At 41.7% G+C, this 24,234-nt stretch carries 17 protein-coding genes; 12 read left to right on the top strand and 5 right to left on the bottom strand.

Features of this window, described 5'->3' with window-relative positions:
- The first annotated feature begins 13 nt into the window (after positions 1-13).
- Both IRQ78_RS08400 and recA read left to right on the top strand, forming a co-directional pair.
- Positions 14-511, top strand: coding sequence for a nicotinamide-nucleotide amidohydrolase family protein (locus tag IRQ78_RS08400; RefSeq protein ID WP_138618550.1), 498 nt, complete (start codon positions 14-16; stop codon positions 509-511).
- A 58-nt stretch (positions 512-569) separates the two neighbouring features.
- Entirely contained in the window at positions 570-1,616 is a 1,047-nt protein-coding gene (gene recA, locus IRQ78_RS08395) for a recombinase RecA (protein ID WP_054551150.1), read from the top strand.
- 201 nt (positions 1,617-1,817) lie between these two features.
- Here recA and IRQ78_RS08390 read toward each other — a convergent pair whose 3' ends face one another.
- The 3 genes from IRQ78_RS08390 to IRQ78_RS08380 all read right to left on the bottom strand — a co-directional run bounded on the left by IRQ78_RS08390 (position 1,818) and on the right by IRQ78_RS08380 (position 5,800).
- Positions 1,818-2,171: a hypothetical protein gene (locus IRQ78_RS08390; protein ID WP_138599726.1), complete on the bottom strand. Its 354-nt coding sequence runs from the start codon at positions 2,169-2,171 to the stop codon at positions 1,818-1,820.
- A gap of 153 nt (positions 2,172-2,324) precedes the next feature.
- Positions 2,325-4,442, bottom strand: coding sequence for a TonB-dependent siderophore receptor (locus IRQ78_RS08385; RefSeq protein ID WP_138618552.1), 2,118 nt, complete (start codon positions 4,440-4,442; stop codon positions 2,325-2,327).
- A gap of 191 nt (positions 4,443-4,633) precedes the next feature.
- A complete protein-coding gene (locus IRQ78_RS08380; RefSeq protein WP_138618554.1) occupies positions 4,634-5,800 on the bottom strand; it encodes a DcaP family trimeric outer membrane transporter in 1,167 nt (388 codons plus the stop codon).
- A gap of 292 nt (positions 5,801-6,092) precedes the next feature.
- Here IRQ78_RS08380 and acs point away from each other — a divergent pair, with 292 nt between their 5' ends.
- Together acs and IRQ78_RS08370 are read left to right on the top strand one after the other, a co-directional pair.
- The gene (gene acs / locus IRQ78_RS08375; RefSeq protein ID WP_138618556.1) at positions 6,093-8,033 is read left to right on the top strand and encodes an acetate--CoA ligase; all 1,941 of its coding nucleotides are present in this window, start codon (positions 6,093-6,095) and stop codon (positions 8,031-8,033) included.
- Between the two features lie 96 nt (positions 8,034-8,129).
- Positions 8,130-8,780, top strand: a complete 651-nt coding sequence (locus tag IRQ78_RS08370) for a response regulator transcription factor (RefSeq protein WP_054551155.1) — start codon at positions 8,130-8,132, stop codon at positions 8,778-8,780.
- A 52-nt stretch (positions 8,781-8,832) separates the two neighbouring features.
- On the opposite strand, the gene purU is transcribed toward IRQ78_RS08370, so the two are convergent.
- Entirely contained in the window at positions 8,833-9,663 is an 831-nt protein-coding gene (purU, locus tag IRQ78_RS08365; protein WP_194441795.1) for a formyltetrahydrofolate deformylase, read from the bottom strand.
- Positions 9,664-10,003: 340 nt separating this feature from the next.
- On the opposite strand from purU, the gene IRQ78_RS08360 reads away from it, so the two are divergent.
- Both IRQ78_RS08360 and IRQ78_RS08355 read left to right on the top strand, forming a co-directional pair.
- Positions 10,004-11,365: a DUF4397 domain-containing protein gene (locus IRQ78_RS08360; protein ID WP_138599723.1), complete on the top strand. Its 1,362-nt coding sequence runs from the start codon at positions 10,004-10,006 to the stop codon at positions 11,363-11,365.
- Between the two features lie 105 nt (positions 11,366-11,470).
- Positions 11,471-14,074 carry a DUF2339 domain-containing protein gene (locus tag IRQ78_RS08355; protein WP_194441794.1) on the top strand — a complete coding sequence of 868 codons (2,604 nt, stop codon included), beginning with the start codon at positions 11,471-11,473 and terminating at the stop codon, positions 14,072-14,074.
- Between the two features lie 49 nt (positions 14,075-14,123).
- Here IRQ78_RS08355 and IRQ78_RS08350 read toward each other — a convergent pair whose 3' ends face one another.
- On the bottom strand, positions 14,124-17,564 hold the full coding sequence (locus IRQ78_RS08350) for a PAS domain-containing hybrid sensor histidine kinase/response regulator (RefSeq protein ID WP_194441793.1): 3,441 nt from the start codon (positions 17,562-17,564) through the stop codon (positions 14,124-14,126).
- A 387-nt stretch (positions 17,565-17,951) separates the two neighbouring features.
- On the opposite strand from IRQ78_RS08350, the gene IRQ78_RS08345 reads away from it, so the two are divergent.
- From IRQ78_RS08345 to epd, 6 genes are all read left to right on the top strand, one after another.
- The gene (locus IRQ78_RS08345) at positions 17,952-18,215 is read left to right on the top strand and encodes a DUF4212 domain-containing protein (protein ID WP_054551160.1); all 264 of its coding nucleotides are present in this window, start codon (positions 17,952-17,954) and stop codon (positions 18,213-18,215) included.
- A 10-nt stretch (positions 18,216-18,225) separates the two neighbouring features.
- Entirely contained in the window at positions 18,226-19,950 is a 1,725-nt protein-coding gene (locus IRQ78_RS08340; RefSeq protein WP_054551161.1) for a sodium:solute symporter family protein, read from the top strand.
- A gap of 119 nt (positions 19,951-20,069) precedes the next feature.
- Positions 20,070-21,908 (top strand): DUF294 nucleotidyltransferase-like domain-containing protein, encoded by a 1,839-nt coding sequence (locus IRQ78_RS08335; protein ID WP_054551335.1) that lies wholly within the window; start codon positions 20,070-20,072, stop codon positions 21,906-21,908.
- An 8-nt stretch (positions 21,909-21,916) separates the two neighbouring features.
- Complete coding sequence (locus IRQ78_RS08330; RefSeq protein WP_138618564.1) at positions 21,917-22,540, top strand: 3'-5' exonuclease; 624 nt, start codon at positions 21,917-21,919, stop codon at positions 22,538-22,540.
- Complete coding sequence (locus IRQ78_RS08325; RefSeq protein ID WP_138618566.1) at positions 22,537-22,998, top strand: methyltransferase family protein; 462 nt, start codon at positions 22,537-22,539, stop codon at positions 22,996-22,998. The genes IRQ78_RS08330 and IRQ78_RS08325 overlap by 4 nt, the downstream gene beginning before the upstream one ends.
- A 219-nt stretch (positions 22,999-23,217) precedes the next feature.
- Positions 23,218-24,234: an erythrose-4-phosphate dehydrogenase gene (gene epd, locus IRQ78_RS08320; RefSeq protein ID WP_054551164.1), complete on the top strand. Its 1,017-nt coding sequence runs from the start codon at positions 23,218-23,220 to the stop codon at positions 24,232-24,234.

The following is a 24,234-nucleotide window of genomic DNA, read 5'->3' as shown; positions in this document are numbered from 1 at the left end:
CCAAAGGCTGAATATGGAATTACATCAAGAGATTAAAACACTTGCTGCGAAATTAGGAGCTATTTTAACGGATAAACGCTTATGGATCACTACCGCAGAATCATGCACTGGCGGTGGAGTGAGTTATGCGCTCACCGATACCCCGGGCAGTTCTAATTATATTGACCGAGCGTTTGTTACTTATAGTAACCAAGCAAAACATGAGCTCATTGGCGTTAGCGAGCAAACCTTAAACAGCTTTGGCGCGGTGAGTGAACAAACCGTTGTTGAAATGGCATCGGGGGCGGCAAAAGCTGCAAACGCCGATATTGCAATAGCTATTTCGGGGATAGCAGGCCCCGGTGGTGGAACACTGGATAAACCTGTGGGATTAGTGTGGTTTTGTATTCATTTGGCTGGTCAAAACTACTCAAGCAAACAGGTTTTCGCTGGTGATAGAGCTGAAGTTAGACTGCAAGCTATTGTTTATTCGTTAAAAAACATAATTGAATTGATAAAATCTGAAAATTAGCTTGATACTGTGATTTCATACAGTATACTGTCTGCATTAGCCGGATTTGGAGAACAGAATGAACGATAACAAACAAAAAGCCTTAGACGCTGCTTTATCACAAATTGAGCGTCAATTTGGTAAAGGCTCAATTATGAAACTGGGCGACAACAAAGCCCTAGATATTGAAGCAATCTCAACAGGTTCACTTGGTATCGATATCGCACTAGGTATTGGTGGTTTACCTACAGGCCGTATTGTTGAAGTGTATGGTCCTGAATCATCAGGTAAAACAACACTTACTTTACAAGTTATCGCTGAAGCTCAAAAGCAAGGTAAAACGTGTGCATTCGTAGATGCTGAGCACGCTTTAGATCCTGTATACGCACAAAAATTGGGCGTAAACATTGATGATTTACTTGTTTCTCAGCCAGACACGGGTGAGCAAGCATTAGAAATTTGTGACATGTTAGTTCGTTCAAGTGCTGTTGATGTTGTGATTGTTGACTCGGTAGCAGCTTTAACACCTAAAGCTGAAATCGAAGGTGACATGGGTGACTCACACATGGGTCTGCAAGCTCGCTTAATGTCACAAGCATTACGTAAGCTTACAGGTAACATCAAGCGTTCAAACACACTATGTATTTTCATCAACCAAATCCGTATGAAAATTGGTGTTATGTTTGGTAACCCTGAAACAACAACAGGCGGTAACGCACTTAAATTCTACGCTTCAGTACGTATCGATATTCGTCGTATTGGTTCAGTGAAAGAAGGCGATGAGGTTGTTGGTAACGAAACCCGCGTTAAAGTTGTTAAAAACAAGGTTGCTCCGCCGTTTAAACAAGCTGAGTTCATCATCATGTATGGTGAAGGTATTTCTAAACAAGGCGAACTAATCGATCTAGGCGTTAAGCATAAGATTGTTGAAAAATCAGGTGCTTGGTACAGCTACAATGGCAGCAAAGTTGGTCAAGGTAAAGCAAACTCAATTAAGTTCTTAAAAGACAACCCAGAGATCGCAGATGAGATCGAAGGTAAGTTACGTGAGATGCTATTACTTCAAGCAACTGTGCAACCAGAAGATGGTGAAGATGCAGGCCTATTAGCTGAAGACGAGCTATAAACACCGCAAAAGAGTATAGTTAAGCGTGATTTGACCCGCACTTAACACAAAAAGACCGCTACACAGTTAGCGGTTTTTTTATGGTTGTTTGTAGCAGCGATTTTATATCGCGTTTAATTGCAGAACTTAATGCGGGATATACCCGCAGTTGTTGGAGTAGGCAGTAGTTTGTCGCATTTTCAATTCAGTGACAATTTTAAGTTATTTTACACGTTCAATATATTCGCTACGACGCCATAAAATAGCAGCAAGGGTTGCAAGAGGGATTATCAAAAAAATCGCTATTGTTTCAAATAGCGCATTATCGTCATATATGAATGCCAAGCTGGTAGCTGGTATTGTCATCAGCGTGAAAATTCGATACATAAGTTCTGTATCAGTTCGATATATGAGAGCTGTTTGGCAATCAGGGCAAGTGAATAGTTTACCGTCAACCCTGTCTATTGGTGTACTCGCTTTGGCTATTGGAAACTTCCATCCACAATCTGGACATCTTCTAGAGCGTTTCGATTTTTTAGCATCCATTAATCTGTACCAAATAACTAAAATATTCATTTTTTAATACACTACAGAAAAATTTATAAGGTGCAATGAAGTGAAGGTTATTCGCTATGTTTTTTGCTCTTAGAGTAAAATGGGGTAATAAAAAAGCCGCATATGATGCGGCTTTTCATGTACTTAAAGCTTAAAACTTGTCGCTTTATAAAATTATAGCTGCCAGTTGAAAGATACTGAATAACTACGCGGTGCGCCGTAATAACCTTGCTCCCAGAACAAGCTATGTAAGTACTTTTCGTTAGTTACGTTATTAACGTTTAAGTTAACGCTCATGTGGTCATTAATATCGTATGTTGCCATTAGATTTAATAAGCCGTAAGCATCTTGCTTAGTAACAGGAACAACGCCAGACGGCTGAGTAGGTTGTACACGTTTAGTGTCGTCTTGCCATTGGTAGTTTAAACCAAAGGTTAAACCATCAACTTCAGGCACTTTATGAGTTACAGCAAGTTTAAATTGGTTTTCAGGTGTGTAGTTTTTAACTAATTCATCACCATCAATGTTTAGATTGCTGAAACTAAAGCTCGCGCTCAGCGTTTCGTTGATTTTGCCACTAAGCTCTACTTCAATACCATCACTGTTAATACCATCTGCGCCATAGTAGCGAGTGTCATCAGGTAATGAACCTGGGATAGCAACAGCAAGGCCAACTTGTTTTGCATCAAAGTAGGCTACAGTTACAAATAAGTCGTCATCAAGTAGCTGTGCCTTTACACCAATTTCGCTACTTTTACCTGTGATTGGATCTAAATAATCACCGTTTACGTCACGCTCTGTTTGCGGAACAAAGGTTTCTGTGTAGCTTGCGTAAGTTGAGAAGCTTTCGTTGATATCATAAACAACACCGAAGTACGGCACTGTTTGGTCGCTATCTTTGTCTTTTGCAACGCCGTAAGAGGCACCTTCCGTTTCCCAATTTACTTGGCTTACACCCGCTAAAATGCTGAATGCGTCAGTTGCACGAATGCGTGTTGAAATATATGCAGAGCGTTGTCGACTAGTGATATCAGCACCTGTTAAACCATCAGTAAGTGTTGGTACTGGCGCAACACCGTCCCAACCACCTAGCTCAGGCATCGCAGGGAAACCATTGCCTGTTGTACGGTCATACAATGATTTATCTTTGTTATCCATATCTGCTTGGTTTACACCAAACGACAGATCATGTTCCATACCAAATAAATCAAATTTACCTGTTGCGTAGATATCTAAAATGTCGTGCTTATCTTTGTGGTCATATTCACTCGCATAACCAGTTAGGCCAAGACCTGTTTCTCTGTCTGGTGTGCCGTAAACATAGAAAAGCTCAGAATCTTGCTCATTTTCTAAGTGCGCGTAGCTGGCTTTTAAGAACCAAGTATTGGTGATTGCTTGCTCAATTGATAAGAACAGCTGCTCAGTTGTGTTATTCCAATATGACCAATCTGAAGCAGTGCTGGTTGACGCATCAAAGTTTGTTGCTGAACCATCGCTGTAATAAAGTGGTAAGGCACCCCAAAGTGGGCTGTCGGCATCTTTCTTTTGATTTACATAGTTTGCAGTGACTACTGTGCTATCAGTTAATTGACCTTCGTAGGCTAGGTAATAAATTGTTTTATCTTGCTCGTAACGGTCAAGGTATGACTCAGTTTTGTGCTTAGTGAATACTGCACGTACAGCGTGGTTTTCGTTGATAGCTGTTGAAGCGTCAAGCTCTAAACGTTTGTTGTCCCAAGAGCCATACGATACAGACGCATTTACTTGTGTTTGATAAGTAGGGCGTTTTAGAACCATGTTCACGGTTGCTGAAGGGTTACCCGCACCTGTCATTAAACCATTGGCACCACGTACAATTTCAACACTATCAAAAATAGAGGTATCAAGAGTACCTTGGATTGAACCGTTGTCTTGTGGCATACCCATGCCATTAACCTGGAAGTTAGTGATTTCAAAACCGCGAGCTTTAAAATAAGTACGATCAGTTTCAATTTGCTCAACAGTCACACCCGGTGTGCTTTCAAGTACAGCGTTTAGATTATCGAGTGAGAAGTCATCCATTAATGCACGTGAAACAACAGAGATTGACTGTGGTGTCTCTTTAATTGTTAGCCCTAATTTGGTCGCAGACTGTGCTTCTTCTGTGATGTAGTTTTTATGATGCTGGCCATACACGGCAATTTTTTCAATTGCTTGTTCTTCTTTTTGTTGTTCTGCAAAAGCGTGGCCACTTAAAAGTGCTGAGGTCACAAGGCTTAATTGAGATAAGCGCAAAATTTTTGTTGATGACATGCAAAGTTCCAATTAGTTCAATGAATCGTGAAATTAATGCGTAATCTAATCTAAATGAAAATAATTTGCAATTAAGGTTTGCTGTTTTAGTGAATAATTGATTGCAAAAAAGTTTAAAGGGCACAGAAATATAAAAAGGAGATATAAAAAAAGCGGCCGAAGCCGCTTCAGGAAGTAAATAAGTTTAAATCTTAAAAAACGTATTTTGCAGAAAATTGTAGACGATCCATATCTCCGTCAGCACCGCTTTCTAACTCACGCTCGGCATGTTTAAACTCAACACCAAAGGTGAGCTTTTTAACAGGCGAGTATAAAAGGTTGGCACTATAGCTTTGGCTCATTTCTGTAGGGTCGCCAGTCACTGCAAGTAAATCTGTGTTGTTATCTGCTGAGAAGAATGAGTAAAGGAAAGTAGAACGCCATTGGCTGTTCCAGTGTTGTTGGTAGGCAATAAAACCTGATGTTGAATCAATCGCATCTAAATCATCACCATCAAGCACAGCACCATTTGCTACGTTTAAACCAATGTAGCGGCCTAAACCTGAGCCTTGAGTTAGCATGAATTTTAGGTTGTTTTGGCCAAAATTAACTTTACCTGAGGCGCTGATACCGAACGATGATGTATCTGCATCAATGCCATTTTGCTTGTAAGTTAATTGACGAGCAAGACCGGTAAATACTAATTCACCCCAATCAGCTTTATGTGCATAACGTGCTGTAAAGTCAGGCATTGATGCATCATCAGTGGCTACGCGAGCGCCGTCTACTGTGACTGTGCTCTCTGGGTTTTCGATAGAGAATGACCAGTTGCCAGTAGTGTAACGTGCCTGTGCTTGGCGTACGAACACGGTACCCTCAGCAGGTCCCACGAAGTCGAGTGTTTCAGGTAATGCGCCTACGTTTTGAAAGTTTGACCATGCTTGACCAAATAACCAGCCATCATAAGTTACAAATGCTTGACGAATACGTGGCGCATAAGAGTTACTAACGCGTTCGTTACCGCCTGGTGCTGAAGCAATAAAGTCGATTTCAATTTTAGTTTTGATGGTTTTGCCATCGTCTAACTTTGTTGCGGTACCTAGGTTAAAGCGAGATTGGCGCGCGTGCATGTCAAATACAGCATCGCTGTCGCTGTCTGCGCCTACTGGTGTTGTACCTGGTACATAGAAGTCACGGCCAATACTACCACCGGCTGGTACGCCTGCTGAGTAATCACTCCACATGGCATCAAGTTTTACATAGCCACCATAAGAAACCTCTGTGTTACCAATGTTTGCAGCGTTAGCATTGCTGGCAAGTGCTGATAAAACAGCTGAAGCTGCTAGTGTTTTTAATGCGGTTACTTTTGTTGTTGTCATAATGTGTATTCCTGTCGAAGCTACTTGTTGCATTAATGATTTTTTAATAATGTTGTTGTACCACTGTTGTTTAAGATAAGACTTCTCTCAATTATCTATTGGTCTATTAGACTAAGGTGGAATATCTGGTTAAATCACAACCAATCTAACATTGAACTAGATTATAGAAGGCGATTTCGACGTTTTTTGTTAAATGACAAGATATACAACTAAGGTCTAATACTTTCAGGGGCTTTGCTGAGTGATCCTTGATGCAGGCCGTAGGCAAGTAATTAAAATGGAGACGACAACAATGTCAGAAAGTATCTATCCAGTACCAGCGCATATCAAGAATGCTGCATTAGTTGATAACGATAAATATAATACACTGTATAAGCAATCGATTGATGACCCTGAGGGATTTTGGCGAGAACACGGTAAACGTCTTGATTGGTCAACTCCTTATAATAAAGTAAAGAATACTTCATTCGACAAAGGCCACATCAGTATTCGCTGGTATGAAGACGGCCAACTAAACGCATCTTATAACTGTATTGACCGCCACCTTGCTACTAAAGCCGATAAAACAGCCCTCATTTGGGAAGGCGACAACCCTGAACATAACGAAAACATCAGCTACCAAAAGCTTCACGACGAAGTCGCTAAATTAGCTAATGGCCTTAAAAAATTAGGTGTATCGAAAGGTGACCGTGTCGCTATTTACATGCCAATGACACCGCAGGCTATTTACGCTATGCAAGCGTGTGCGCGTATTGGTGCGATTCACTCTGTAGTATTTGGTGGTTTCTCTCCATCAGCGATTGCTGACCGAATTAATGACTCAGGCGCTAAAGTGGTAATTACTTCAGACGAAGGTCGCCGTGCTGGCAACTGCGTACCACTTAAAGCAAATGTTGATGAAGCGGTATCACAAGACTCGGTAACCACCGTTGAGCACGTTATTGTTCATCAGCTGACCGGTGGTGAAGTTGAATGGAATAGTCATGATGTTTGGTGGCATGAGCTTGTCGCTGATTTACCAGCTGAGTGCGAACCTGAACCAATGAATGCAGAAGATCCGCTTTTCATTCTTTATACTTCAGGCTCAACGGGTCAACCAAAAGGTGTGGTTCATACTACCGGTGGTTACCTTGTTTATGCATCGATGACACATGAATATGTGTTTGATCTTAAAGAAGACGATATTTTCTGGTGTAGTGCCGATGTGGGCTGGATCACAGGTCACAGCTACATTGCTTATGGCCCATTAGTGAATGGCTGCACGCAAGTCGTATTTGAAGGTGTACCAACTTACCCAACAGCGGGGCGTATGGGTGAAGTAATTGATAAGCACAACGTGACTATCCTTTACACAGCACCGACTGCTATTCGTGCTCTAATGGCGAAAGGCGATGAGCCAACAGCGACTTCAACTCGTAAAAGTCTTCGTGTTATGGGTTCTGTAGGTGAGCCAATTAACCCAGAAGCGTGGGCATGGTATTACGAGCATATTGGTAACGAAAACTGCCCAATCGTAGATACGTGGTGGCAAACAGAGACTGGTGGCATCATGATCACACCATTACCAGGTGCGACAGATATGAAGCCAGGCTCAGCAACTCGTCCGTTCTTTGGTATTGCACCGGCACTATTTGATGCTGAAGGCAACACATTAGAAGGCGCGGTTGACGGTAACCTTGTTATTTTAGACAGCTGGCCATCACAAGCTCGCACAGTTTATGGCGACCATGAGCGCTTTGAACAAACCTATTTCTCAGCATACCCTGGTGTGTACTTCACTGGTGACGGTTGTCGTCGTGATGAAGATGGCTACTACTGGATCACAGGCCGTGTAGATGACGTACTTAACGTATCAGGCCACCGCCTAGGTACTGCCGAAATCGAGAGTGCATTGGTTGCTCACGAAGCAGTAGCAGAAGCGGCTGTAGTTGGTTACCCGCATGATATTAAAGGTCAGGGCATCTATGTTTACATCACTCCAAATGAGGGTGTTGTAGTGAGTGATGAACTAACAAAAGAGGTACGTAACTGGGTTCGTAAAGAGTTAAGCCCAATTGCATCACCAGATATGATCCAATGGTCTCCGGGTTTACCGAAAACTCGTTCTGGTAAGATCATGCGTCGAATTTTACGTAAAATTGCGGCAAATGAGCACCAACAGCTTGGAGATACTTCTACACTAGCCGATCCAAGCGTTGTTGATGAGCTAATCGAAAACCGATTAAATCGTTAAAATCGCGTTAAAAACTTGATTAGAAGTTGATTCTAAACGTAGTATATCGGCTGTCACTTAGAAATAGGTGTCAGCCGAATTTATTAGGAGTGAACCATGAGTCAGTTTTTAATAGCGGACGATCATCCGTTATTTCGTGAAGCGCTGAAAGGGGCATTGAGTGCTAAGTTCGCTGATTTAGAAGTGTTTGAATCGGAAAACTTTGATACCACTTTGCAGGTGCTAAGCGAGCAAGAAGATCTTGATATCTTACTACTAGACCTTCACATGCCAGGCAATGGCGATTTATACGGCCTTATTCGCATTCGCGAAGACTATCCAAGCTTACCAATAGCTGTTGTTTCTGGCAGCGAAGACATCAATGTAGTTTCTAAAGTAATGGGTTATGGTGCGATGGGATTTATTCCTAAATCATCTTCATCAGATGATATTGCGCTGGCAATCAACCACATTCTTGAAGGCGATGTTTGGCTGCCACTTGAACTTAAAGATAAAGTGGCTGCTGTAGATGGCGAAGACAAAGAAATTGCAGCGCAAGTGGCTTCACTGACACCGCAGCAATACAAGGTGTTGCAATACTTACACGAAGGCTTGTTAAACAAACAGATTGCTTACGAGTTACATATTTCTGAAGCAACCGTTAAAGCACACATTACAGCAATTTTTAGAAAGCTAGGTGTGTATAACCGTACTCAAGCGGTATTAATTGCCTCTAAATTGCAACTAGAGCCTATTGAGTCGGCATAACAAACGATAATAAAAATAATAAAGAGGCCATTCAGCCTCTTCATTTTATTGCTTAAGCGAACACCACGGTTCGATTACCATTGATAAACAGTTTATGTTCAGATGCGAGTTGCAGCGCTTTACAGAATACTGTTTTCTCTACATCTTTACCCATTTTTGCCATCATCTCTGCGGTATCCGCATGGCTGACATGCGTCACATCTTGTAAAATAATCGGCCCTTCATCAAGCTCATTATTAACAAAATGGGCGGTCGCACCAATAATTTTTACACCGCGTTCAAACGCCTGATGGTAAGGCTTTGCACCAATAAAGGCAGGCAAAAATGAATGGTGAATATTAATAATCTTACCTTCAAAGCGCGCCACAAATTCAGGGCTTAAAATACGCATATATTTTGCAAGGCCGATAATATCAGGCTGATAGCTGGCAATTAAATCACCGACTTTTTGATCATGCTCCGCACGGCTTAAACCTTCGTGCGATACCACATGAAATGGCACGCCAAAGCCTGCAGCCAATGGCGCTAAATCAGCGTAGTTGGCAATCACAGCCAGTACTTCGATGTTTAAGGCTTTTTCGAACTGCTTAAGTAATACACCACCTAAGCAGTGCGCTTCTTTAGTGGCAAGCAATACCACTTTCGTTTTTTCGCTGCTGTGCAGGGCAAGCTCTGCGCCATCAGGAAGTAGCTCAGCAAGCCTTGGTAAAAAGTCCTCAGCAATAACACCGCTTAACTCTGTACGCATAAAAAAGCGTTTAGCGTCTTTATCTACAAATTCGTTATTACGCGTAATGTTTAAATTATGCTGATGACAAAGGCCAGTGATCTTGGCAATTAGACCAACATCATCATCGCATTGTGTGGTTAAAATCGTGTTCATAGTCCTCATTCTAATCCCGTTTGTGTGAACACCATTATTTGCTAATTTTTTTGTGCTGCATAGCGCAAATTTAACTATCTAATAATTTATCTGATTTGATTGCATAAACGCCTAAAATGTAACCATTATTTACTTTTCGTGTAAAAGTAAGCTGCTTTCACTATAAATGTGATTTTCTGTCCATAATTATGATTAATTAAGTGCTTTTCTACATCATTTTCTACACTTTTTAACCTTATCGTAAGTAACTGTAAGTGAAGGTAATAGTTTGTAAAACATAGAATTTTTTCGATTTATTCGAGTCAGAATGGGGTATTACAAACAATAAGGAAAAAATTCCATGAAAAGCACTCTGCTTAAAACAATTGTTGCCTCAAGTTTGCTTTCGGTACTAGCTGCCTGCTCAAGCGATGACAGCAGCAGTAGCAATAGTGGCTATGTGCAACTGTACAATGGCTCTTACAACAGCCCATACACGCGTTTATTTGTTGATGACACTGAGCGCTCGGGGGCAGACTTTGGTGATGTATCAACTCGTCATAACTACAGTTCGGGGGAGTATGATCTCAGTTTTGAATATGTTGATGCCAACGACAGTTATATTACGATTGACGAAGAAACTATCAATATAAAAAATGATCAAACTCAGTTATTAGTAATGAATGGTGACTTTGCTGAACCAATTTTTACAGAGCTAAGTGTGCCGACGTCAAGCGATGAAGATGAATTCAATGTCGGCTTTTTTAATATTGTTGGCGAAGACAATCTTTACGATGTATATGTTGCCACTGACGACGGTGTATTTGATACCGCAGAGTTATTAATGACTTCGCAATACCTCGTTGAGCCAGAATTAGCGACGCTTGAGGAAGGTTATTACACTATTTATATTACCGCTAGCGGCAGCACAGATGTGATTTTTGAATCACCAACCGTGTATTTTAATGATGAAGCAACGTACATGGCGATGATCCGCCCAAGTTATGCAACAGAAGAAGATGGCATTACACTTGATGTCGTTACGGCAAGTAGCTCTGTAACACAACTAAACCACCAAGACGCGCAAGGTCAGCTGCGTTTTATTAATACCATTGATGATTACACGCAAACCCAGTTTAAAGTAACCCGAGGCACAACGGCGACTAACACCGAAGTTGTTAGCAACGATAGTTACTCTGAATACATGAGTATGTCGCCAAATAGTTACAGCGTCGCCATGTTAGATGAAGCTGGCGACACGATTGTAGATAATTTCTTAATGACATTAGAGCGTGAGCAAAGTGCGGTTGGTCTTTTCTACAATGACAAAGATTACGGCCCTCGTATGATGACCATTGAAGAAAATCTAACACCAAGCAGCTACAGCCACGCAGTTACTGTGGTTAACTTAATTGATAGCTATGCAGGGCAAGAGATAGACGAAGTCGATGTGTACTTTACCCTCAATGGCGAAACGGTTGAAGATACTAGCAATGTTGTTGAAGGGTTAGATCAATACGACCAACAAGAGCAGGTGGTTGATAACGAAGTTTATACAACTTATGTGGTGTTTGAAGATAACGGCCAACAGATTGTGCTCTTGCAACAAAGCGATATGGATTTTACCGAAGAAGGTAACTATATCTTGGTGATTGAACACGATGAAACCACTGATTCAGGTTACAAGATGACCTTAGAGCGTACGGTGACTGAACAGTCTTAACCGGCTAAAACGCAATATCGTTGTTTATTTACTCTTGCTAAGTGTTTATTGTATAAACAATTAAGGCTTTTGCTTTTTTGTTTAAAGTATACACAAGGAGAGAGTATGGACGGCGGTATTGCGTTACTAGTCTTACTAGCACTAGTTGTTGTAGGTGGCTCAATTGCTGGCATTATTGCCCTTTTTCAACTCTCTAGTTTAAAGCGAGAGGTGGCTGCTCTTCGAGTAAAACTTAACGCGACATATGTTAATAACCCTCAAACAAATACTGCAAACACGTTTGAAAATTCAAACGAAGATCTGACTGACTCAGCAAAATTTGAACCAAAGCCGAAAGTCATTATTAAGCCGATTGAGGCTATCCCTAAAAAGCCAGAGCCAACAAAACCCAAGCCTGCCATTTTAAATCCGCTAGTAAGCCAACTCGTTACACAAATCAAAGCCAATTGGCTAACTTGGGTAGGAGCGGTTGCACTTGCCTTTGGTGGTATCTTTTTAGCCCGCTATTCACTGGAAGCAGGCTTATTATCCGAAACTATGCGACTCACACTTGGGGCTATTTTTGGTCTGAGCTTAATTGTTGCGGCTGAGGTGTTACATCGTAAAGGTATTATCTTTGATGGGTTTAGTAACTATATTCCCGCTGCGCTTGCTAGCGGCGGCTTTATCAGTTGTTTTGCGCTCACTTTACTGGCCTACAGCCATTATGGCTTACTCCAAGCATTACCTGCATTTAGCGTTTTAACCTTAATCTCTGTAGCTGCAAGCTGGATGGCGCTGCGTTTTGGTCCAGTGCTTGCGGTCATTGGTATTATTGGCGCCTACAGCGTGCCGGTTTGGGTCAATACTGGGAATAATGATTTTATAGCGCTGCTTACCTATGTTGCTTTTGTTAGTGTTTCTGCTTCGCTGGTAGCGCATTATGTAAAACGTCATTGGCTGTGGTATCTGTTATGGGCAGGTCATTTAGGTTGGTACATTTTAGTTGCATTGACAGTATCTAAAAACCTGCATTGGTTTATTAATCTTTATGCTCTATTTAGCATCATATTGTTAATTGCTATTCCACGCCTTGGGCTGGGCTTTAAGCAAATTGAATACCGCCCACATCGCTTTAAAACGCTACTGAAACAACTGCCCGACAACCCTTTGTTATTAGCGGTTGTCGTACCACTTTATCTTTTACTCATGAGTAGTAACCAACTGCTTACTTGGCAATTGAGTATGTTGTTGTTAGTGGCTTTACTGTTGTTTTTGGTATTAAAAAACAGTACATGGGATCACTGGCTAATAATATCTGTGGTGAGTGTGGTGTGTTTGCTGACAGGGCAAAATAATACTGTTGATTATTCTGAGCAACTTTTTGTTTTTAGGCAAAACTACGGAGCAGGGCTGTTCTTTATTGCTCTGTTTGCAGGCTATGGTTTTTTATTTGGTCGTAAATACCCTAAACGCTTTGGCTTTACGTTACTCGCATCACTTTCAAGTTTTGTGATTATTAGTTGCTTATATCTCATCACTCCCGACCATGCCTTGATGACGGCATACCCGGTTTGGTGCTTTGTATTACTGGCACTGTCTGCCTGGCTATTTAAGTTATCCATCAATAGCACAAATCCAATGCGAGTATTTAGTTACTGGCTCGGCGGTAATGCCAATATTAGTTTGGCATTAACCATGCTCCTTGAAGGTAGCAGCTTGACCTTAGCGCTTGCTGTGCAAGTGTTGTTGATCAGTTTTTATGTGAATAAACAGTCACTCAGCATACTGACTTGGCCGCTTAAAGGTTTAGTTGGTGCTTTACTCATTAGATTAAGTTTTGCACCTTGGTCAGCGGATTACAGTGATGCGCTGCTGCTCGGTGTACATTGGAGTTTGGTTGTTTATCCTGTATGTGCTTGCTTATTTTACTTGGCAGCAAGGCATTGGCAGCAGCAATCTGTTCGAATGTGGCTAGAGGGTGCAGCCCTACATTGCATTGCTTTATTTATTACCACAGAGACGAGCTATCAGTTAGTAGGGCGTTATCCTGACTTTGAGAATTTGTCTGTGTATGAGCATATTTTACTGACCTGTAACTGGGGCATCTTGGGCTGTGTTTACTTACTGCGCTCACGCTTTACTGCGCAATTGGCTAAGCTCTATCAAATGGCTGGTTTTGCGTTATTAACATTAAGCGGTTTGCTAGTAGTGAAAAGCTTTACCGCTGTAAATCCGTTTTTTGAACCGATAAATATAGGCAGCTGGCCGATTATTAACTGGTTACTATTACTTTGGTTAGTACCAGCTTTAATTGCAATTTGGGCAAGCCGACTGACGAAATCTCAACACTATTTACAAAAGCTGTTTACAGCACTTGCAGGTGTGATGAGTGTTTTATATATCAATGCGGAAATTCGCCACAACTGGCAAGGCGAGTTTATAAATATTGCTTTGCCAACCTCAGATGCCGAGCTTTACAGTTATTCTTTAGTTTGGCTTATTATCGGTGCTATGTTAGTTGTGATAGGGCATTTAAAAACCAATACGTTATTACAAAAGCTTGGCCTTGGCTTATTGGCGCTGGTGGTGTTAAAAGTGTTCTTGATTGATATGGCAAACTTAACTGGATTATTGCGGGCTATTTCGTTTATCGGCTTAGGCTTGTCGTTAGTTGCGCTTAGTTGGTTGTTCCAAAAATTTAAGGCAAAGCCCGCAGCTTTGCCTTAAATTGGTATTGTTAAGCGCTGTTGGTAAAAACGTTAGTTCAGCGCTTTTGTTAAGTACTGTGGTTAAGCAGTGCTTTGAGTTTTGCGGGCTTAACAGGTTTACTAAGGTAATGAATTTGCTCTTCTTTGGTTTGCTGTTTTAGCGTTTCATCACGTACCGCTGTGATTAAAATCGCCGGTACTGGGCTTTGCCAAATTTCTCGTAGGGTTTTAATAAGCGTGATGCCATCGCAATCATGACCGAGCTGATAATCCATTAAGATCACATCGGGCGCTCGGTGCTCTTTGGCATAGGCCATCACGGTTTCAACTTGATCAAAGAGCTGATAATTGGCCTGCCACTTTTGCAATAGGCTTGCCATGGCATTAAGGTTTTCTGGGTCATCATCCACCGCAATAATATTCATTGCACTGCGGTTCTCAACACCTTTTTTAGGTGCCTCTTTTTGTTGAATAAATTGGCTTTCACCATAAGGTACTTCAATACTAAAGCGGCTACCTTTGCCAGGCGTTGAACTGACATCTAATCGTAAAGAAAGTAAGTCGGCCATTCGTTTTACAACTCCTAAGCCAAGGCCAACCCCTTTGTTATCACCGGCTTCAATACGATAAAAGTCATTAAAGATCTTCGCTTGCTCTACTTCTGTAATGCCGGGGCCTGTGTCCCATACTTCAATACGTAAATGATGTTTGCGTTTGCGACAAGCAATTAAAACTCGGCCACTATCAGTGTATTTAACTGCATTTGACACCAAGTTTTGAATAATTCGTCGTAAATAAGTGATATCACTGTGAACGATAACTCCTTTTGAACGCACCGTCAGCTTTAAGCCTTTTTCGCTCGACATAATGGCGTATTCGTTCTTAAGCGGGGCAAGTATGTCATCAATACTAAAGTGACGTGGAGTTGGCGTCATTGCCCCTTGCTCGAGCTTGGCAATTTCTAACAGCGCAGACATCAAATGCACCGTTGAATCTAAACTTGCGCCAAGCTTTTCAAAGTTATTTAAGTTGTTGTTCGAGAGGGTTTTATCATCAATGGCTGCAAGGTACAGGCGCGCCGCATTCAGCGGTTGTAAAATATCGTGACTTGCTAAGGCTAAAAATCGCGTTTTACTGTCATTAGCTTGTTCTGCCTCTTTTTTAGCTAAAGTAAGTGCTTGCTCAGTTTGTACTCGGCTATCGATTTGTGCTTGTAAATCTTTATTGATAGTACGGATTTCTTGAGTACGCGCTTCAATACGGTTTTCAAGGTCCATGTTTACTTCTTCAAGCGCATTTTGCGTTTCGATATGCGTGGTAACATCAGAGAAACTTGTTACAAAGCCACCATCTGGCAGTGGGTTACCAATCATTTCGAACACTTGGCCATTACGGCGGTGGCGAATAAAGTGGTGGGGCGTGCCGTTTTTAAGATGCTGCACGCGCTTTTCTACATGGCGCTCAACTTCACCTGGACCACACTCGCCGCGCTCGGCATTGTAGCGGATCACTTCCTCTATGGGTTGACCAACCTCTAAAAAGTTTTCTGGGTAGTCAAACATTTCTGCGTAGCGCTTATTCCATGCCACTAAATTAAGCTCTTTATCAACAACAGAAATACCATGGCTGAGGTTTTCAAGTGAGGTGAATAATAGGTTTTGGTTAAATTGCAGAGCTTGTGTGGTTTCATCAAAAAAGTTAACGACTTCTTCAAAGGCCATGCGTTTACCAGAGGCAACTGTGTGGATCAGCGCCTGTGCTGAAGAGGCACCAAGCACACCAGTTAAGGCGCGTTCACAATAGGCAATAAACTCAGGTTCTGGGTGTGCGTTATTATTATCTAAGTTATGAGTTAAGGAGTAATGGGCTAAAACTTGTTGCGAGCGCTGTACGCCCAAGAAGGTTTGTAGCAGAACCTTAAAGTCGTAGACGGTGGCTTTCACATTTTTATTCAAGCGTCTAGCAAACACAGCTTGATCTTTAGGATTAACAAAGGCAGCTGCCTGAATTTTATCAATTAAACGCTCATCTGCACCGAGCGAAAAACTAATGTAACAGCCAATATTGGCAAATAAAGCAATGAGGGTGCCACGAGTAATGAGTGTTTGTTGTAGCTCTGCGTTTAAGGTATTGCCTGCATCTAAAATAGGTAGCATTAAGAATAAAACCCAGCAAATGAAGCCTGCTAATAATCCCGCATAAACCCCATAAGCATGGCCTTTTCGCCAATATAGACCACCCACAATAGCAGGCAGTAATTGCGACACTAAAGAAAAGGCCACTAAACCCATACTAGCCAAAGCTTTACCATGGCCAAACCATTGCTGGTAGAAATACGACAAAATCAAAATGCCAGCAATTGTGAATCGTCTAACTAACAGAATTTGTGATTTATAGCTGCTGGTGATGAGGTTACGTTTAAACTTACGACGCAGCATTAGCGGCAATACCACATCGTTTGAGATCATAGTGCTGAGCGTGAGTGTGGCTACAACAATCATCGCTGTAGCCGCAGATAGACCACCGATAAATACAAAGGTCGTTAAAAAGGCGTTTTCGTGCATCAGCGGTAGGGCTAATACAAAGCTATCTGGAGAGAAGCCACTTCCAATGCCTGGGTGTATAGCTGCTGTTGCAATAGGGAAAATCATTGCCGCAGTCAGTAACAAATACAGGGGGAATGCCCAGCGGGCTGTATAAAGATGGCGTTTATCTTGGTTATCGACCACAGTTACATGGAACTGCCTTGGTAAACAGATAATCGCCGCAGCTGCCATTAATGACTGACCGATAAAGTTAAAGCTAAAAAAGTCGAAGTTATGCCAGTGCTGCCAAATAGAGCCCTTTAGTTGCTCGGTTTGCACCGAAGTTAAATTAAATAATGTGTATAAAGCAAGCCCAGCAACGGCCACTAAAGCCAGTAATTTAATCATCGATTCAAAGGCAACAGCCAGCATCAGCCCCGAGCGATATTCGGTTACATCCACCTTACGAGTACCAAAGAATATCGCAAACATTGCCATGATAAGTGTTGCTGAAAGGGCCAGCATAGATCCCGAAATACGATCGTCGTTTTGCAGCAGTAAGAAGCTGCTACTTAGTGCTTTTAATTGCAGTGCGATATACGGAATAGTCGCTAATAAAGCGATAATCGTTACCATAATCGCGGTGGTTTGCCGTTTACCATAGCGAGCAGAAATAAAGTCGGCGATGGTCGTGATATTTTGCTTTTTACTGACCAGTACTAATTTACGTAAAAACCCTTGGCCGAAGAAAAATAGCAGCGCAGGGCCAATTAAAATAGGTAAGTAGTTCCAACTGCTGGTGGCTGCTGTACCAACCGAACCATAGTAGGTCCAAGACGTACAGTAAATCCCTAGTGAAAAAGAATAAACAAATGGGTGGTGACTAATTCTTTTTGCAAGAGGAGTGGTTTTGTCTCCCCAATTTGCCAACCAAAACAACACGCCAATATAGGCGAGTGCAACAAATAAAAGCGCAGCTGTCATGTTTAAATTCAGTAATTATTGTAATAACACTACCTTACCAGAATTATGCGCGATTTCGATGGCTAGATTTTTTGCAATAAAAATTAATAAAAAGCAAGTTGTTGATATTTAAAAGATAGTACTGTTTTATGCGCTGTTATTAGACTAATGTCGCAGATCATTCGTTTTTACTATTTTCGCTATTTCGCAAATTTATCTTTATAGGTTAAGTTGTTGTTAAATATTGCTTTTTACCATTCGTTAACAAACGGTGTTTTGCAGTTTACGTAAACGTAAACTAACTGTTACGACTATGGTCTCAATTCCATAAATCAGAACCCTTGCTAACTTAGTTAATGACAACTAATACCACTCATTACTTTCTTGTAATGCATAAGGGGATAAAAAATGGCTTTTAAAGATGAAGAACAAGCAAAAGCTTATTGGGCGGAAAACCTCGCACTGCTATTTAAATTATTAGCAATTTGGTTTGTCGTGTCATTTGGCTTCGGCATTTTACTGGTAGACGTACTTAACGAGATACGTTTCTTTGGGTTTAAACTCGGCTTCTGGTTCTCCCAGCAAGGCGCTATTTACACCTTTGTTGCTTTGATTTTTGTTTACGTTTTCAAAATGAATACGTTAGATAAAAAATACGGCGTAGACGAATAGGAGCTAAGCAATGGATGTTCAAACACTCACGTTTATTATCGTCGGTTTAAGCTTCGCGCTTTATATCGGCATCGCAATCTGGGCTCGTGCTGGGTCAACAAATGAATTCTATGTTGCAGGGGGCGGTGTACCGCCGCTAGCAAATGGTATGGCAACCGCTGCTGACTGGATGAGTGCAGCATCGTTTATCTCAATGGCGGGTATTATCTCGTTTGCGGGTTATGACGGTGGTGTATATCTAATGGGTTGGACAGGTGGTTATGTACTACTTGCACTTTGTTTAGCTCCTTACCTACGTAAGTTTGGTAAGTTCACGGTACCTGATTTCATCGGTGACCGTTATTACTCACAAGCTGCACGTGTTGTTGCAATTTTATGTGCTATTTTTATCTGTTTCACATATATCGCAGGTCAAATGCGTGGTGTAGGTGTGGTTTTCTCTCGCTTCTTAGAAGTAGATATTGAGACCGGTGTTTACATTGGTATGGTGATTGTATTCTTCTACGCTGTATTAGGCGGTATGAAGGGGATTACATATACGCAAGTAGCTCAGTACTGTGTACTAGTATTTGCTTACCTTGTTCCAGCAATCTTCATTTCAATGATGATGACAGGTCACTTCTTCCCACAAACCGGTTTCGGTGCAACCCTTAGCGATGGCTCAGGACAGTTTGTACTTGATAAACTAGATGGACTCAGTACCGAGCTTGGCTTTGCGCAGTACACCGAAGGCTCGAAGAGCATGATTGATGTATTCGCAATTACAGGCGCATTAATGGTTGGTACTGCAGGTTTACCGCACGTAATCGTTCGTTTCTTCACTGTTCCACGTGTTAAAGACACGCGTATCTCAGCTGCATGGACACTTGTTTTCATTGCAGTCGTTTATACAACAGCACCTGCTGTAGCGTCATTCGCTCGTGTAAACATGATTGATACAATTAACGGTAAAGACGGAAGCGGTACAGAGTACGCAGAAGCACCAGCATGGGTTAAAAACTGGGAAAGAACAGGCCTAATCACCTTTAACGATAAAAATGGTGACGGCAAAATGTTCTACTCAGCAGGTAAGATTGATGATCCAAACAGCGCAAACGAAGTTAAAGTTGACCGCGACATCATGGTACTTGCAAACCCTGAGATCGCAGACTTACCAGCATGGGTGATTGCATTAGTCGCAGCAGGTGGTATCGCAGCAGCGCTATCAACAACAGCAGGCTTACTATTGGTGATCTCGACCTCGGTATCCCATGACTTATTAAAACGTACCTTAAAACCAGATATAAGTGACAAACAAGAGCTACTTGCAGCGCGCTTAGCTGCGATGATAGCGATTGTGATTTCAGCTTACTTTGGTATTAACCCGCCAGGGTTCGTGGCCTCGGTTGTTGCCTTCGCCTTCGGCTTAGCAGCGGCGAGCTTCTTCCCAGCCATCATTATGGGTATCTTCTCTAAGAAGATGAATAAAGAAGGTGCGATTGCGGGTATGGTGACAGGTATTACATTCACAGCGGCTTATATTATCTACTTCAAGTTCGTAAGCCCTGAGTTGAATACACCGGCAAACTGGTTATTTGGTATTTCACCTGAAGGTATCGGTCTTATTGGTATGATTGTTAACTTTGTAGTTGCAGCTATCGTACTTAAACTAACGGCTGAAACACCAGTTGAAATCCAAGAAATGGTTGAAGGTATCCGTAACCCTAAAGGTTCGAGCGCAGCACACGCGCACTAATAAAACCATTTTATAAGAACACACTCTTGACGTTTAAAAGCCCGACTTAAGTCGGGCTTTTTATTTATTTCAAACAGGGGTAGTGTAGATATTGTCTCTATTATATAGCGAGAATGACCATGAATACCGAGCAACAGGAAGTCGCCCAATTTGTGATGCAGCAAACGCCATTTAATCAGCTTGATGGCGCTGCCAGTGAGTATTTTGTAAACCATCTCGATATTATTTATTTGACCCGTGAGAATCAAAATCAGTGGTTAAGTTCGGATAATCTAAGATTATTTTTAATTCGCTCTGGCGATTATGATTTAGTTGACCCAAAAGGCGATGTGATCACTAAGTTATCAAGTGGCGATTACTTTGGTTTTCCTTCATTGTTAACTGGCGAAGCAATTCAAAATAGCATTTCAGTGCAAAAGGAAGGCATTGTTTACATGCTTAACCAAGCGGCATTTGATTACTTACGCCGTGAGTATAAAGTGTTTGAGCAATACTTTGTTCGTGCCCATAAAAACCGTTTATTGTCGTCTCATTATAAAAGTCAAAACGACAGTTGGTCGGAGAAAAAAATTTGCGAGTTGATGAATCGCAAAGCCGTCACCTTGGCGCCAGATGCAAGTATTCGTCAAGCCGCTAAAAAAATGAAACAACAGGGTGTTTCATCGATTATGTTGACTGAACATGAGCGTCTTGTAGGAGTCGTGACCGACAGAGACTTACGCAACCGCGTATTAGCCGATGAGGTTGACCCACAAGAGTCAGTAAGTAGCATCATGACGTGTAAGCCCAAGTTTATTTTTGAAAATAACCGCGTGTTTTCGGCGCTACACTTAATGCTTAAGCACAATATTCACCATTTACCTGTGCTTGATGAACATCACAAACCGCTTGGTATGCTCACCAGTACTGATTTACTGCGTCAGCAAAAAAGCGACCCAGTACAATTGATTGGACGAATTTACAAAGCGCACAGCGTGGTTGATTTAAAGCGTTATTCGCAAGAGATACCCGGTTTATTAAAAGGTTTTTCAAACAATATTGATGACATCTCCTTGATTGGTAAATTATTAAGTGGCTTAACCGATGCGTTGACTTCGCGGTTAATTCGTTTGTTCCAAGAAGATAATGGTGCGGCACCAACCAGCTTTAGTTTTATTTGTTTTGGTTCACAAGCACGAGAAGAACAAACACTGCATTCTGACCAAGATAATGGCCTGTTGCTACCTGATGATTTAACAGAAGAACAACACGATTACTTTAAGCGCATGGGCGAGTATGTCTGTGAGCATTTAATTGAGTGCGGTATAAAACGTTGCCCTGGCAATATTATGGCGAGCAATGCACAGTGCCGTATGGGCATTAATGCTTGGACAGAAAAGTTTCATAAGTGGATCACCTCACCTACACCAGAGGCGATGCTCAATTGTAAGATATTTTTTGACCTACGTTTTATTGAAGGTTCCACTACCTTATATGCGCGCTTTTGTGAGCAGCTAAAACGCATTTCTAAAAATGACTTATTCTATGCGGCTATGGCCAGCGACATTAAAAATACGCCAGTGCCCATTGGTTTGTTTAATCAATTTAAATTAGAGAAAGACGAAAAGCAGCATAAGTACCTCGACTTAAAAAAACGCGGTGTGGTGATCATTAACGACATAGTACGTTTATATTCCCTCAAAGCGGGTATTCAGCGTGCTAATACGCAAGAGCGTATTGATGCATTAATGAAATTTTCGCTACTCAATAAAGATGATTTATATAACCTAAAAGACTGTTGGCGCTTTTTAACCCAGCTGCGTTTAGGCACACAAATTAACGAAGAGGGATTGCCAAGCAACTGTATTAACCCAAATGCGTTGAATTCATTGGAGCGACATCAATTAAAAGAAGCATTTTATTTGGTTAAACAGGCACAGCAAGCTGCCGCATTTAAATTTGCTCGCGGTAGTTTATAGGAGAGGGTATGGTTAAACGCTGGTTAAGTCGGTATTTAGCGCGCAAGCAACTCTTGGCAGCCGATGCCTATAAAGAACGCTACGTAGTGATAGACATGGAATTAACGGGCCTAGATCCTCGCCAGCACGAAATTGTCTCGGTGGCGTGGGTGATGATAGAAGAACAATGCATTAAACTCAGCGGTGCGCAGCACTTAATAAATAAAGACGTGCAAAGCTTAGAGCAAAGCCCGATTTATCACGGTATTGCAAAACAAGACATAGATACAGGTGAAAGCCTCGAAAGCATTCTTGGCAAGCTGCATCAGCATTTTGGTGAGTGCATTTTAGTGTTTCATAACGCGGCACTTGATTGGGGGTTTTTAAAACAGGCCTGCAGAACACTTGGTTTAGATGCAAAAGCGCGTTTAATTCTTGATACCTTCGTTATTGAAAAAAAACGCTTGCACCAGCAAGGCCACGAAATTGGCCACGATGATTTAACACTTAGCGAATGCCGTAAGCGCTACAACTTACCGCATTACAGCTCGCACCATGCCCTGACTGATGCCATGGCAACGGCCGAGTTATTCTTAGCCCAGTGTCATCAAATTAGTCGTGGTAAGGCATTGAAAGTAGGGGAGCTTGTGTGAATCAGTTAGAATTAAAAGTGCCCCCAGTTGTGCTACTGCTGATCATTGCGTTGATGATGTGGGGCATAGCAGAGTTGTTTACGAGTTTTAGCTTCTCGTTTTTTGCATCATCTTTTGTAGCAATACTCATAGCATTTTCAGGTGTGATGTTTGCTTTATTAGGGGTTTATCAATTTCGTAAGCAAGGCACGACTGTTGACCCTCGAATTCCAGAAAAGTCAGCGAGTCTTGTTACAAGTGGTGTTTATCAATTTAGCCGTAACCCAATGTATGTTGGTATGTTACTAATGCTAGTCGGTTGGGGAATTTATCTTGGTAATATTGCGAGTTTTATAATGCTGCCGATATTTATTCTCTATATGAATCGATTTCAAATTATGCCAGAAGAAACGTTTATGGCTGAGAAGTTTGGGTCAGCATACCAGCAATACCAAAAATCTGTTCGTCGCTGGCTATAAAGGAAAAAAGTAAGATTGAGGTTGCTAACGCAGTTTTATTTACCTTGCCCTCTTATAAAAATGTCTAAGGTCGATTACCAAAACTGCGCCATCTAAAATATGCTAAGCAATTTTTATTTTTGCTGACCTCTTATAAAAACTCTTCAGGTCGATTACAATACCGCCATCTAAAAGGCAGCTGCCTTTATCTGCAAGCAAATAGAGTGGATTTTCTTCTTCATGGCAATCAAACTTGCAATTAATGGTTTTGGTCGAATTGGGCGCAACATCGTCCGTGCTCTGTATGAGTCTGGGCTTGAAGATCAAATCAAAATTGTCGCTATTAACGAATTAGCCGACCCTAAGGGCATTGCCCATCTCCTTAAATACGATACATCTCATGGCCGCTTTTCATTTCCAGTTAATCTTGGCGAAGATACTTTAACGGTTGCTAACGACTCTATAGCCTTATTTGCAGAAGAAAACCCTGCAGAACTGCCATGGCAAACGCTTGATGTTGATGTGGTTCTTGAATGTACTGGGGTGTATCACTCTCGTGAACATGCAGAACTACACTTAGCTGCTGGTGCAAAAAAAGTATTGTTTTCGCAGCCTGCAGATGCTGATGTCGATGCCACAATTGTGTATGGTATTAACGATGATGAGCTAAAAGCTGAACATACGATTGTTTCAAACGGTTCATGTACCACAAACTGTATTGTGCCAGTGATTAAAGTGCTGGATGACGCATTTTCGATTGAATCTGGGGCTATTACAACGATTCATGCCTCGATGCATGATCAGCAAGTGATTGATGCGTATCATCATGATTTACGCCGCACTCGTGCTGCAAGCCAATCTATTATTCCGGTAGATACAAAGCTTGCTCGTGGTATTGAGCGTATTTTGCCTAAGTTTCATAGTCGCTTTGAAGCCATTGCTGTTAGGGTACCCACTATCAACGTGACGGCGATGGATTTAAGTGTAACAGTGAATACCGATGTGAATTTAGCGACTGTCAATCAAGCACTTAAGTTAGCTGCAAAAGACCGCCTTGACGGTATTTTAAGTTACACTGAAGAGCCATTGGTATCGGTAGATTTTAATCATGACCCACATTCTTGTATCATAGATGGCACTCAGACACGTGTTAGTCATAAACGACTGATAAAGTTGTTAGTGTGGTGCGATAATGAGTGGGGCTTTGCGAATCGTATGCTCGACACTGCGCGTGCGATGATGGCTGTAAGCCAATAA

This window comes from Pseudoalteromonas simplex, from assembly GCF_015278155.1.
GTDB classification, from domain to species: domain Bacteria; phylum Pseudomonadota; class Gammaproteobacteria; order Enterobacterales; family Alteromonadaceae; genus Pseudoalteromonas; species Pseudoalteromonas simplex.
Note: the sequence above shows the minus strand (reverse complement) of the source record. Positions and strands in the feature narration are given on the sequence as shown.